We start from the raw sequence: 11,860 nt of genomic DNA, 5'->3' as shown, positions 1-11,860 counted from the left end.
CTTTCACGCGGCGACCGGGTCGATACCCAGGGCGGAGAGCAGGGTGCGCCGGATGCGCTGGAATTCGGGCAGGCTCGGATCGCGCTGTTCGGGCAGTTCCACGGTCACGTCCACCGCGATCACCCCGTCCTCCAGCACCAGAACGCGGTCGGCGAGGGCGATGGCCTCGTCCACATCGTGGGTCACCAGCAGCACCGTGGGGTTACGGCGGCGGATCAGCGCCCGCAGCAGTTCGTGCATCTTGATCCGGGTGAGCGCGTCCAGCGCGCCGAACGGTTCGTCGGCCAGCAGGAGATCGGGTTCGTCGACCAGCGCGCGGGCCAGCGAGACCCGCTGCTGCTCACCACCGGACAGTTCCGCGGGCCAGGCCCGCTCCCGGCCGGCCAGCCCCACTTCGGCCAGTACCCGCACCCCGTCACCACGACGGCCGCGCGGCTGCCCGAACAGCACATTCGTCAGCAGTCGCTGCCAGGGCAGCAGTCGCGAATCCTGGAAGACGACCGAGGTCTTGTCCGGCACCCGGAGGCTGCCCGACCCCGCCACGTCGTAGTCCAGACCGGCCAGCGCCCGCAACAGCGTGCTCTTCCCCGACCCGCTGCGGCCCAGCAGTGCCACGAACTGCCCCTTCGGGATCCGCAGATTCAATCCGTCCAGGACGGTGCGGTCCCCGAAACCACGGGTCAGGTCACGCACCTGGACATCTAGCTCGCGATCGTGCGTCGCCACGACAGCACCTTTCGTTCCACCAGCCGGATGACCGCGTCGGAGAACAGACCGAAGGCGCCGTAGACGACGAGACCGACGAGGATCACATCGGCTTGGCCGTAGTTCTGCGCATTGGTCATCATCTTGCCGAGACCGTCGATGGCGTTCACCGATTCGACGACGATCAGGATCAGCCAGGCGCCGGTGACCGAAAGCCGCAGGCCGAGGAAGAAACCGGGGAGCGAGCCGGGAATCACCACCTGCCGGATGAAGGTCGCCCGGGACACTCCCTGGACTTCCGCCAGCTCCACCAGTCGTTTGTCGATGGTGGTCAGTGAGGCGTGGACCTGGATGTACATGTGCACGATCACCCCGAGCGTGATCAGCACGATCTTGAAGGTCTCCCCGATCCCCAGCCACAGAATCAGCAGCGGAATGAGGCCCAGTGTCGGCACCGCGCGTTTGATCTGCACCGGCCCGTCCACGATGGATTCACCGAGTCTGGACAGACCGGAAACGAGCGCCAGCGCGGTACCGATCACCACGCCGATACCGAGGCCGATCGCCGCCCGCTCCACAGAGGCGGCGATATTGCTCAGCAGGACGCCGTCCGCGACGAGTTCCCAGCCCGTCAGCACGACCGTCCACGGCGCGGCGAGTTTGCGTTCGTCGATCACCCCGGCGTAGACACCGGCCGTCCAGAGGCCGAGTACCAGCACCACGCCGAACAGGCGGGCGAACGGTACCGATTTGCGCAGACCCAGCCGGCGCAGCGGCCGCCGGGCGACGAAGCCGTCCGGACGCGCCGGGGCGGCGAGCCGGGCACGGCCGAGCGCAGTGGGGTCGAGTGTGGCGGTCATTGCGACTCCTCGGTCCGGTACTGCGGTGCCACCGCGGCGGCGGCTATCCCTTCGAAGCGGCGGTCGAACAATTCCCCGGCATCGAAGGAATCGCCGAAGAATCCGGACCCGGTCACCAGGTCGACGGTTTCCTGCTCCCATTCGATCGCGGCATCCCAAGTGGACGGGAAATAGGGTTTCTGAGTTGTCTTCAGAATTCGACGGCCGTCCGCGTCGGAAACTTCTTGATCCTCGACGTAATAGGCTTTTATCCATTCTTCCGGATGTTCCCAGGCCCATACTTCGCCGCGCGCCCAGAATTCTACGAATTTCTTCGCGGCGGCCAGTTTCGCCGAATCCTGCAGGACCGCGGTGGGTGCCCAGAGCACCGACAGGGCGTCCACGGCACCGGTGGGTATCCCGGTGGCCCCCTGCGCCCGGTACTGGTCGAGATATTTGGTGAGCGAGGGTTCGCCGAGCGGTGCGACATCGATCTGACGGCCCTGCAACGCGGTCAGGAACTGGGGGCTGTTCAGTTCCACGAGTTGCACTTCGTCCAGGGCGATTCCGGCGGCCCGAAGAGTGCGCAGTACCACCACACCCTGGGCCTGCCCGGGGGAGAAACCGATCTTCTTACCGCGGAGGCCGGCGATATCGGTGATACCGGAACCCGGTGCGGTGGCGAGCTGATAGTTCGGCAGTGACCGCTGCTTGACCCCGATGATCTTGGCGTCCAGGCCGGTCGCGTGCGCGTGGATCGGCGGAATGCCCGCATTGGACGCGATATCGACCGCACCCCCGCGGAATGCCTGGATGACGTCGGGTCCGGCCGAGACGGCGGGCCAGTCGCTCACCGTGAAGGGCAGATTCTCCAGTTGGCCGGAGGCCTGCAGCGCAACCCGGGCGGTACGGACCGAAATCGAGAGCGTGGTGCCCGCCGGCACCGAATCCGGCAATGCGGCGGTGAGCGCGACATCGCCGCCGTTGTCGGTGGCGCAGCCGGCCAGCAGACCGCCGGCCGCCAGCAGGACGGCTATTCTTCGCAGAGCATTGTGCACGATGGCTTCCTGGGTCTGATTCCGGATCGGATTACGCGGTTTTCCGGCACCGGACGACAGCGTGCGCATGATTTCCCGGCCACAGCGAGATAAATTTCCCTCATGAAATTACTGTGCCGAACCGGCCGTGGAAGCGTCAATATTCGTCCGTATTAAAATTAGTCCGAATCAAACGGCGGCAGCCAGCGGCCGGTCGAACAACCGCTGCAATGCCACCGCGGCCGCCGCCGTCTCCAGTACGCGCCCCTCGAATGTGGAACCCGTGATCAGCCGGTCGGGTTCGATACCGGCCGCCGACTGGTCACCGAAGGTGTCCAGGTAGGCCTGCCGGACCCCGGGCACCCGGGTGTAGGCGCGATCGCTGATCACCACTGCGGCGGGATCGAGCAGATCGACGAGCGCGGCCAATACACCGCCGAGCGTGACGGCCCGCGCCCGGAACAGATCCCCCACCGCCGGGTTCCCCGCCCCGCCCAGCAGATCCGGGAAATCACCGAACTCGCCGAGCGACCGATCGCGGGCGGCGCGCAACAGAGCATGATCGGCCAGTTCCTCGAGTTCCGCGGGCGCGATCGGCCCGGTGCGGGTCCCACCCAGCCAGCGCGCCAGTGAACCGGCCGCCGACCGCGGTCCATAGTGCACCCGCCCGTGCACCGCGAACGCCACATCGATCACATTGCCGACGAACAGCATGATCGAACTCGGCGCCGCCCGGATGGCGCCGTAGAGCTGCTCGGCGTACATCAGGGCCCGGGTGTGATTGTCCAGTGCGGTCGGCAGACCGGTCGCCGCGGCCAGCCGGTCGCGCACCGGCACATTCCGCCAGCCCAGGAACGAATGGTGCACTACGGTACCGGCTTCGGTATCGACTCGGCCGCCGGTCGCCACCCCCAGCCCCACGATCCTTCCGGGGCACTCGTCGCGTACCCGGCACACCTGCGCCGCCGCGAGGTCGAGGACGGCCTCCGGCGCGGCACCCGGATGCGGGAAACGCTCACTGCGCAGCACCGTTCCCGCGATATCCACCACCGCCACGGTGACGTGCTCGGCAGCGATGTGCACACCGATCACCACATTTCCGGCCGCGTTCAGCGCCAGCGGACTGAACGGGCGGCCCAGACCGGCCGGCGCCGTGGTCTCGGGCAGCTCCACCAGCAGACCGGCCGCGATCAGGGCGCGCGACTGCCAGGTGAGGGTTGCCGGCGATATCCCGGCGTGCCGTGCGATCGCGCTGCGCGGCGCCGGCCCCAGTTCCAGTACCGCCCGGAGCACCGAACCCGCGCTGCCCTCCGCCATCGCCGCCACCTCTTCATCAACGCGTCGGCACGACGCTAGCCAGCGGTCACCCCCGCACGCAGGGTTGAGCGCAGCGTGATCCGAAGCGCGGCGCCACCCGCTTCACCCGGATCGGGTGACGACAGCGATCGGCACCCGGACCTACCGTCCCCATATGGGCACACCGCACGCCGTCCCGATCCGATCCGGCGCCGATTCCGCGACCCGGTCCGTGCTCACCGAACACGGCGCGCGCCAGCGGAGCCTGACCCCGTTCGCCGCGATCGGCGGGTTCGCACCGGCCCCCGGCCGCGACCCGCTCGCTCTTCTCGAATCCCAGGTGCCGACCCGGGTCCCCGAACTGGTACCGGTGCGATACGGGCGGATGGCGGTTTCGCAGTTCGCGTTCTTCCGGGGTGCGGCGCTGGTGATGGCCCACGATCTCGCGCAGTCGCCGAACACCGGCCTGCGCACCCAGCTGTGCGGTGACGCCCATCTGAGCAATTTCGGGCTCTACGCGACCCCGGAACGCAAACTCGCCTTCGACGTCAACGATTTCGACGAAACCTATCCCGGGCCGTTCGAATGGGATGTGAAAAGGCTGGTCGCGAGTCTCGCGATCGCCGGGCGCGACAACGGGTTCAAGAAGAAGCAGCGACGACGGATCACCCGTGCCTGTGTGGCGGAGTACCGCGAGACCATGACCTACCAGGCCGGGCGCGGCGAACTCGCGGTCTGGTACTCCCATATCGATGCCGCGACGGATATGGCCGAACTGCGCGATGTGCTGGATTCCTCGATCCGCAAACGCGTCCAGAAGACCATCGACAAAGCCTGGACGCGGGACAGTTTCCAAGCCCTGTCCAAGCTGACCGCGCCCGCGAACGGCACCCCGCATATCGTCAGCATGCCGCCGTTGATCGTCCCGGTCGAGGAACTCTATGCCGATGCCGACGCCGAGCTGATGCACCGGAATCTGATGCGGCGCCTGGCCGATTACCGCGGCACTCTGCAACCCGACCGCCGGTTCCTCCTGGACCGTTTCGACTATGTGCACGCGGCCCGCAAAGTGGTCGGGGTGGGCAGCGTAGGCACCCGCACCTGGATCATCCTGCTGCACGGGCCGGGCAACGAACCACTCTTCCTGCAGGCCAAGGAGGCCCAGCCCTCGGTACTCGCGCGCTTCCTCGACGGCCCGGAGTACGGCAACCAGGGTGAGCGGGTGGTCACCGGGCAGCGGCTGATGCAGGCGGCCAGCGATATCTTCCTGGGCTGGCAGCAGGATCCCGGCCCGGATCCCGACGGTGTGACCCGCGATTTCTATATCCGCCAGCTCCGCGACGGTAAGGGGTCGGCGGTGATCGAGACCATGTCCCCCGATCTGATGGCCCTCTACGGCAGATTGTGCGCGCGAGTCCTCGGCCAGGCCCACGCCCGCGGCGGCGACCGTTTCGCCATCGCCGGATACCTGGGCTCCGACGACGAGTTCGACGAAGCGATCGCGCAGTTCGCTGAGGACTACGCCGATCAGAACGCGCTGGACCACGCGGAACTGCGCCGGGCGATCGACGACGGGAAGATCACCGCCTCGCTCGGCACGGACTGACTGCGCCGTACGGCAGCGGTGGGCCCGTTTCCTGCCGCCCGGCGCACCTGCCTCAGTTCACCACGGCGAAAGCGAAACCGTCCCAGCCCTTCGCGCCCACCGTCTGGATCACGGTCGCGTCCAGGCGCGGGTCGTCGGCCAGCAATTGCACGAGGTCCCGGCTCGCCCGCACCGCGGGATCGTCGGTGCTCTCGTCGGCCAGCCGGCCGCCACGGACCACGTTGTCGACGACGATCACCGCGCCGGACGCGGTCAGCCGCAACGCCCACTCCACATAGTTGGAGTTGTTCACTTTGTCCGCGTCGATGAAGACCAGGTCGTAGGGATCCGGTTGTTCGCCGGCCAGCACCGGCAGACTGTCCAGGGCCGCACCGACCCGGATATCGACCCGGTCACCGACTCCGGCCCGATCCAGGTTCGCCCGGGCCACCTCGGCATGTTTCGATTCGTATTCGAGGGTCGTCACATGCCCCTTCGCACCGACGCCGCGGGCCAGCCACAGTGTGCTGAATCCCCCCAGCGTGCCGATCTCCAGTACTCGATTCGCCCGGGTGGACCGGGCGAGCAGGGCGAGGAATTTCCCCTGGGCCTCGGACACATCGATGGCGGGCAGCCCGGCATCCGCGTTGGCCCGCAGGGTCGCCTGCGTCTCGCCGTCGCGCGCCAGACGATCCACCACGTAACGATCCACGTCTGCCCAATCCGGTGTGCTCATATCCGCAGTCTGCCACTGAAAGTCCGGGGAGGGCCGACCCCGCGCTCGCCCGCCCCGGTATCAGCGCACACCGATCGGTTTTCCGAAGAAGGAGGCGACGGTCTCACCCAATACCGAGGCCAGGAAGGGCAGTTCACCGGGCGTGGCCAGCATGGTGGGGGTATCCGTGACGATGCAGCCGGGCTCGGCGGGGACCCCGTTCAGCCGATCGCGCATCCACAACAGGCCCGCGGGACCGCCGACGACTTCGCCGACGATGTGCTCGCTGGCGTGGTCCCGGGTGTAGCGGACACTGGCCCGAGGATCCCGGCAGTAGGTGTCCACCAGAGTGTTCGTCGCGTGCAACGGCAGGATCTCGTCCCACGCCGAATGCCAGAGGTAGAGCGGCATATCGGGAACCGACTGTCCCATCCTGGTCTCGTCGAGCACGGCCGCGACCACGGGATCACGCATCGGGTCGCCCTGGGTTCGCATCATGGCCTTCAGGTTCAGGAACGGCAGCAGCGCCGACTGGTACTGCACACAGAGCGGGGCTTTCAGCGCGGTCAGTGCGCTACCGAGCGGATCGAGATTCCGTTCCAGGAAAGCCGCGAAATCCGGGTACTCGCGGGCCAGTCCCAGCACGGCGGCGAACACCAGCCCGGTGGTCGCCTGATTGTTCGACATCTCCAGCGCCGCACCCAGGTCGGCGCCGACCCCGCCCATCGCGGTGGCGACGATGTTCAGTTCCGGCGCGTACGCGCGGTGCAGCTCCGCCGCGTGCCCGGTGGCGATGGATCCACCGGAATAGCCGTACATACCGACCGGCGCGGCCGGGCCGACTTCGAGGGCGGAGAAGGAGGTCGCGGCCCGGATGCCGTCGAGCGTGATGCGCCCGGCGAGCGGGCCTGCGGCGTACGCCGAATTCGGTCCCTGATGGTCGGGGATCACCACCGCCCAGCCCTGTTGCAGGGCAGCCTGGGCGAACAGGAATTCCGCCGGGGCGACGATCTGGCCCACGGCCGGCGCGACCGACAGGTGCTGGAGTGCGTAGGAGGGCGTGCAGTAACCGGCGGTGGAGTCCTCGGCGATCTGCACCGAGAGCAGTGGGCGCGGTGCCCGTGCGGTATCGCGGGGTTTGAGCAGGGTCGCGACCGCCGGGATCGCCTCGTCGCGGCTGTTGTTCGAGCGGTAGGAGACCTGCCAGGCGTCGACGGACAGCGGAATCAGCCCGAAGTTCGCGACGTTCACCTGCCGGGCCGCGATGATCTCGCCGGGTTTCCGCGCGGCGACCACCTCGGCGGGCGGCCGGTAGAAGGCCGGGTCCAGTTCCGGGGGCAGCGGGAGCACCCGGGCGGGTTCGATCGGTGGCGGTGCCGGTTCGGCGCGCACGGAACCGGCTGTCCCGGTGTGCAGTACCCCCGCCACGGCGACAGCGCTGAGCAACAGCGCGCAGATCCGGAGTATCCGGCTCGGCTCGGTCTTCATCGACCCACATCCTCACGGCCAACTTGAGACGTCAGCGTCTCAAACTTGGCGCAGAGTATGACACGACGGTGACGGAGGTCGCAATCAATCGATGGGGGCCGCGGGTAGTACCAGCGCGAGCAGCAGTGCCGAGAGCACGCCGAGCAGATCCTCGACCGGCGGCCGCGGCTGCCGACCGCTCCAATGGTGCACGGCACCGTTGACCGCCCCGATGAAGGCCGACATCGCCATATCCCAGCCGCCCGGCGGCGTGCGCACCCCGGGGACCGCGGCGGCGGTGGCCGCGACCACCTGGCCCCATCCTTCGCGCACCTGGGCGCGATGCCGCTCGACTTCCGCGCTCACCCCCACGATCTCCACGAAAGCGACCTGTACGCAGCGGATATCCGAGGTGACCGCCCCGACGTAGGCGCGCATCCCGGCCTCGATCAGCACTCGGGGATCGCCGCTGCCCGCGCCCGCGAGACCCTCGACGAACGCCGCCCGCGCCCGCCGCTGCACCTCGTCGTACACATCGACCAGCAGCTCTTCCCGGCCGGAGTACTGCTCGTAGAACTGTCGCCGCGACAGCCCCGCCGCGGCGCATACCTGCGCGATGGAACTGCCGGCATAGGACCGTTCGGCGAAAACCGTCAGACCCGCATCGAGGAACAGTGTGCGCCGCTCGGCCCGGCGCTCGGCGACCGATCGCCCGGAATAGTGATGTCTGGTACGCGCGCTACTCAATTCCGGCACTCCCGGCGATGCCGGACAGCGGCCACCCCGTCGTACATCGGCGACACCAGCTCGTCCGTGCCGGAGACACCGCGCCAGGGGGAGGCCCCGGCCGTACCCGATTCCTCGGCGACCCGGCGCATCACCGGGGTCCCGATATCTTCCGCGTCGGGGCGCCGGATACAGACGGCGGCGGCGAGGCTCGGGCCGGGCCGGAATTCACCGGCCCGGACCCACAGCGAGTTCGTCGGATCAGCGGATGGCACACCGGTAAGCATGCCTCGAGCCGGTTGCGAACACCGTTCCGCGTTCGGCGGGCTTGCCGCTGCTCGGGATCGCGCGGGCCCTGGCAGTGCCGGCCTCGGTGCTCCTGCGGCAGCACCGGGCGATTCGGCGCGGGCGAGCGGTCGTCACTCCGTGCCGGCGCCCAGCGCCGCCGCCAACGCGTCCAGCTGGACCTTCCGGTAGTCACGGGAAACCGGTGCGCCGTGCTCGACGAGGTCGAATCCGTGGTAGGCGCCGCGCACCTCGTGCAGGGTGCAGGACACCCCCGCGCGGCGCAACCGGTCGGCGTAGGCCAGGTCCTCGTCGTGGAACAAATCATGGGTGCCGACACCGATCCACGCGGGCGGGAGCCCGGCGAGATCGTCGTACCGGGCCGGAGCCGCCAGCGGCGGAACCGCCGCCGATCCGAGATCTCCCAGGTAGGAACGCCAACCGAAACGATTGCTGTGGAGGCTCCACATCCGCAACCACCGGGGGTCGATATCGGTACGCGCGCAGGTCCGGTCGTCGAGCATCGGGTAGGACAGCAATTGCAGCACCGGGCGGATCTCACCGCGATCGCGGGCCAGCAGCGCCAGGGCGGCGGCGAGACCACCGCCCGCGCTCTCACCGGCGATCGCGATCCGATCCCGGTCCACCCCGGGCAGTTCGGCGAGCCGGCGCAAACCCGCGTAGCAGTCCTCCAGCGGCACCGGAAAAGGATGTTCGGGCGCCAACCGGTATTCGACCGAGGCCGCGACCGCACCGAGCCGGGCGGCCACCGCCGCGCAGAACCGGTCGCCCATCGCGGCATTACCGATGACATAGCCCCCACCGTGCACGAACAGCACTGCCGGCGCCCGAGCGGCCGCGGGAGCGGGCCGGAACACCCGCATCGTCACCTGGTCGTCGACCCGCTCGACCGTCCCGCCCGCCGGTGGTGTCCGCCCGGCGCGGCCGCTGAGCGCGCGAATGACCCGGAGCGTACGCGGGGACACCACGGCGCGGGGCAGATACCGCGCTCGCCGCAGGTCCGGATGGAAGCCGGTTTCCGACGTCATTGCCGTATCCACACTCTCGTCGCCGCACACCGGTACCAACCCGGTGACCACCTCCGCAGCCTACGGCTCCGGCGCCGGTGGCGGGCTCGATCGCGCGCACACATTTACTCGGTTGTGGCCACGCTCGGGTCTCGGCAAGCTGTATCCGTGACGATCACCCTCCCACCCGATGTCGAAGCGACCATCCGCACGGTCTTCGAAGAACGCGGCGAGCGCTGGCTGGCCGAACTACCCGCGACCGTCGCGCGGTTGTGCCGGGACTGGGAACTGGAGGTGACCGGGGCATCCTTCACCGGGGGGACCCATTCCTTCGCGGCGCCCGTGCGCCGGGGCGACGGTGGGGTGGCCGTACTCAAGGTCCCGGTGACCGATGAGGAGAACGCGGGCGAGGCCGCGGGAATGCACTGCTATCGCGGCGACGGCGCGGTCCACCTCTACGAATTCGACCCGGACAGCGGCGCACTGCTACTGGAATGGGCGCGGCCCGGTACCCCGCTGGTGGAGCAGCCGCCGATCCCGCTGGAGGGCCTACCGGAGAACACCGGTGCGGTGCGGACAGCGTGCGAACTGTACCGGCGACTGCGCCGGCCGCTCACCGCACTGCCGCCGGGATATCCCGCGCCACCGCTGGTCGCCGATATCGTGGCCGGCTGGTCGAACCGGCTGACCGATCCCGCGTTGACCGCATACCTCACCGATTCCCTGAGCGCGCCCGCCCGCGACCGGTGCGCCGCGCTGGCGGTGCCGGACAGTCCGGAGGTGATCGTCAATCGCGATACCCATCTGGGAAATATCGTGGCGGCCGAACGCGAACCCTGGCTGCTGATCGACCCGAAGCCCTATCTGGGCGAGGCGGCCTTCGATTCCGGGTTCCTGGTCCTGAAGATGGTCGAGTCCTATCCCGACCCGGACCCGCGGATCGCCCGACGCATGGTCGCCGCCGCGGCCGACGCGCTCGAGGTCGACCGGGAGCGGACTCGCGACTGGGCTTTCCTGCGCGCGATCGAGGAGATCGCCTGGTCGCTCGAGGACGACCGGACTCACGACGCGGCCCGCTTCCGCCGGGTCGCGGCAGCACTAACCTGAACACTTCCGGTCCCGCCCGATCTCGGCCGGAACGCCCCGGTCCCGCCACACACAGTATTGTGAGAACACTGATCGTATCGGCCGTAGGGCAGCCGATCCTGATCGAGGGGATGGTCACATTGCGCTGGTACGACGTGGCCGCATGCGGGCCCGAGTCGTTCTCCGAGCTCGCCGACGGATTCGTACCCATGGCACACGAATTCGGCGAGCACGACGGCTGGCACGCCGGACTCACCGCGCAGGAATCGAGCACCTACACCCTGCTGCGCTGGGACCAGCACGGAAGTCGGCTGTGCCACCGAACCCGCCGGCACATCCGCAAGATCCCCGGTGACGATTTCTTCTGGGTCGTCCTCCCCGATCGCGGTGACTTCGCCATGCGCTTCGAGGACCGGATGAGCCACGTCCCGCCCGGACACGCGATCGTGGCGGGGCTCGAGGTTCCGTGCCGGCTGCACATTCCGGATTCGGCAGCCTACGGACTCCAGGTGCCGCGCACCGAGATCGAGCACCGAGTGCGGCCGGGAGCGCATATGAACCTGGTCCTCGATATGAACCGCGGCCTGGGCCGGGTCGCCGCGGATATGATCCGCGGCGTCCACGCCGAAGAATCCCGGCTCTCCGAACGCGAGTTCAACGCGGTGTGCGATCGGGCCACCGAGTTGCTGTGCATGCTGGCGGTCGGTGAGACGACGCCGCAGGCGATACATCACGCCCAGGTAGCCGAGAGCATCCGGCGCCATCTGCGCGCGCATATCGGCAGATCCGATGTGCGCCTCCCCGCGGTCGCGCACGCGCTCGGCTGGTCGCCTCGACAGCTGCGGGCTGTACTGCACGAGAGCGGGACGACCTTCCGGGACCTGCGCCGCGAAGAGGCCCTGCGGGTGGCACGCGAACTCCTGGCGGATCCGCGCGCCACCATGACCATCGCGGAATTGGCGACCCGATGTGGTTTCACACCCACCTGGTTCTCCGCGGCGTTCAAGGAGCGATTCGGCGTGACGCCCCGCGAGTTCCGGCGCAGCAGGCGTTCGGAAACCAGGAATTCCAGGACGTGAACCGCCGGGCGC

At 68.6% G+C, this 11,860-nt stretch carries 12 protein-coding genes; 3 read left to right on the top strand and 9 right to left on the bottom strand.

The window, feature by feature from the left end; all coding sequences use genetic code 11:
* Positions 1 to 3 precede the first annotated feature (3 nt).
* From ACWCPQ_RS27805 to ACWCPQ_RS27790, 4 genes are all read right to left on the bottom strand, one after another.
* Complete coding sequence (locus ACWCPQ_RS27805; protein WP_449904263.1) at positions 4 to 726, bottom strand: ABC transporter ATP-binding protein; 723 nt, start codon at positions 724 to 726, stop codon at positions 4 to 6.
* Positions 702 to 1,565, bottom strand: coding sequence for an ABC transporter permease (locus tag ACWCPQ_RS27800; protein ID WP_449904261.1), 864 nt, complete (start codon positions 1,563 to 1,565; stop codon positions 702 to 704). The genes ACWCPQ_RS27805 and ACWCPQ_RS27800 overlap by 25 nt, the downstream gene beginning before the upstream one ends.
* Positions 1,562 to 2,671: an ABC transporter substrate-binding protein gene (locus tag ACWCPQ_RS27795; protein ID WP_449904259.1), complete on the bottom strand. Its 1,110-nt coding sequence runs from the start codon at positions 2,669 to 2,671 to the stop codon at positions 1,562 to 1,564. Before ACWCPQ_RS27795 ends, ACWCPQ_RS27800 begins: the two co-directional genes overlap by 4 nt.
* A gap of 99 nt (positions 2,672 to 2,770) precedes the next feature.
* Positions 2,771 to 3,898: an ROK family protein gene (locus ACWCPQ_RS27790; RefSeq protein WP_449904257.1), complete on the bottom strand. Its 1,128-nt coding sequence runs from the start codon at positions 3,896 to 3,898 to the stop codon at positions 2,771 to 2,773.
* Positions 3,899 to 4,052: 154 nt separating this feature from the next.
* On the opposite strand from ACWCPQ_RS27790, the gene ACWCPQ_RS27785 reads away from it, so the two are divergent.
* Positions 4,053 to 5,483 carry a DUF2252 domain-containing protein gene (locus tag ACWCPQ_RS27785; RefSeq protein WP_449904254.1) on the top strand — a complete coding sequence of 477 codons (1,431 nt, stop codon included), beginning with the start codon at positions 4,053 to 4,055 and terminating at the stop codon, positions 5,481 to 5,483.
* Positions 5,484 to 5,535: 52 nt separating this feature from the next.
* Here the strand turns inward: ACWCPQ_RS27785 and ACWCPQ_RS27780 are convergent, their stop codons facing one another.
* From ACWCPQ_RS27780 to ACWCPQ_RS27760, 5 genes are all read right to left on the bottom strand, one after another.
* Complete coding sequence (locus ACWCPQ_RS27780; protein WP_449904252.1) at positions 5,536 to 6,198, bottom strand: O-methyltransferase; 663 nt, start codon at positions 6,196 to 6,198, stop codon at positions 5,536 to 5,538.
* Between the two features lie 60 nt (positions 6,199 to 6,258).
* A complete protein-coding gene (locus tag ACWCPQ_RS27775) occupies positions 6,259 to 7,665 on the bottom strand; it encodes a lipase family protein (RefSeq protein WP_449904249.1) in 1,407 nt (468 codons plus the stop codon).
* Between the two features lie 84 nt (positions 7,666 to 7,749).
* Positions 7,750 to 8,391 (bottom strand): TetR/AcrR family transcriptional regulator, encoded by a 642-nt coding sequence (locus ACWCPQ_RS27770; RefSeq protein ID WP_449904246.1) that lies wholly within the window; start codon positions 8,389 to 8,391, stop codon positions 7,750 to 7,752.
* Positions 8,388 to 8,645, bottom strand: a complete 258-nt coding sequence (locus ACWCPQ_RS27765; protein ID WP_449904243.1) for a hypothetical protein — start codon at positions 8,643 to 8,645, stop codon at positions 8,388 to 8,390. The genes ACWCPQ_RS27770 and ACWCPQ_RS27765 overlap by 4 nt, the downstream gene beginning before the upstream one ends.
* A 144-nt stretch (positions 8,646 to 8,789) precedes the next feature.
* Positions 8,790 to 9,704 (bottom strand): alpha/beta hydrolase, encoded by a 915-nt coding sequence (locus ACWCPQ_RS27760; RefSeq protein ID WP_449904241.1) that lies wholly within the window; start codon positions 9,702 to 9,704, stop codon positions 8,790 to 8,792.
* A 147-nt stretch (positions 9,705 to 9,851) separates the two neighbouring features.
* On the opposite strand from ACWCPQ_RS27760, the gene ACWCPQ_RS27755 reads away from it, so the two are divergent.
* Both ACWCPQ_RS27755 and ACWCPQ_RS27750 read left to right on the top strand, forming a co-directional pair.
* The gene (locus tag ACWCPQ_RS27755) at positions 9,852 to 10,790 is read left to right on the top strand and encodes an aminoglycoside phosphotransferase family protein (RefSeq protein ID WP_449904239.1); all 939 of its coding nucleotides are present in this window, start codon (positions 9,852 to 9,854) and stop codon (positions 10,788 to 10,790) included.
* A 59-nt stretch (positions 10,791 to 10,849) separates the two neighbouring features.
* A complete protein-coding gene (locus tag ACWCPQ_RS27750) occupies positions 10,850 to 11,848 on the top strand; it encodes an AraC family transcriptional regulator (RefSeq protein WP_449904237.1) in 999 nt (332 codons plus the stop codon).
* The last annotated feature ends 12 nt before the right edge of the window (positions 11,849 to 11,860 follow it).

This window comes from Nocardia sp. NPDC001965, from assembly GCF_053594175.1.
This window is presented reverse-complemented; position numbering and strand designations above follow the sequence as displayed.

Excerpts from the sequence above, each read along its gene's own strand:
- ACWCPQ_RS27780 (WP_449904252.1), bottom strand. The coding sequence starts at position 6,198 with ATGAGCACACCGGATTGGGCAGACGTGGATCGTTACGTGGTGGATCGT.
- ACWCPQ_RS27775 (WP_449904249.1), bottom strand. The coding sequence starts at position 7,665 with ATGAAGACCGAGCCGAGCCGGATACTCCGGATCTGCGCGCTGTTGCTC.
- ACWCPQ_RS27785 (WP_449904254.1), top strand. The coding sequence starts at position 4,053 with ATGGGCACACCGCACGCCGTCCCGATCCGATCCGGCGCCGATTCCGCG.
- ACWCPQ_RS27800 (WP_449904261.1), bottom strand. The coding sequence starts at position 1,565 with ATGACCGCCACACTCGACCCCACTGCGCTCGGCCGTGCCCGGCTCGCC.
- ACWCPQ_RS27790 (WP_449904257.1), bottom strand. The coding sequence starts at position 3,898 with ATGGCGGAGGGCAGCGCGGGTTCGGTGCTCCGGGCGGTACTGGAACTG.
- ACWCPQ_RS27795 (WP_449904259.1), bottom strand. The coding sequence starts at position 2,671 with ATGCGCACGCTGTCGTCCGGTGCCGGAAAACCGCGTAATCCGATCCGG.
- ACWCPQ_RS27760 (WP_449904241.1), bottom strand. The coding sequence starts at position 9,704 with ATGACGTCGGAAACCGGCTTCCATCCGGACCTGCGGCGAGCGCGGTAT.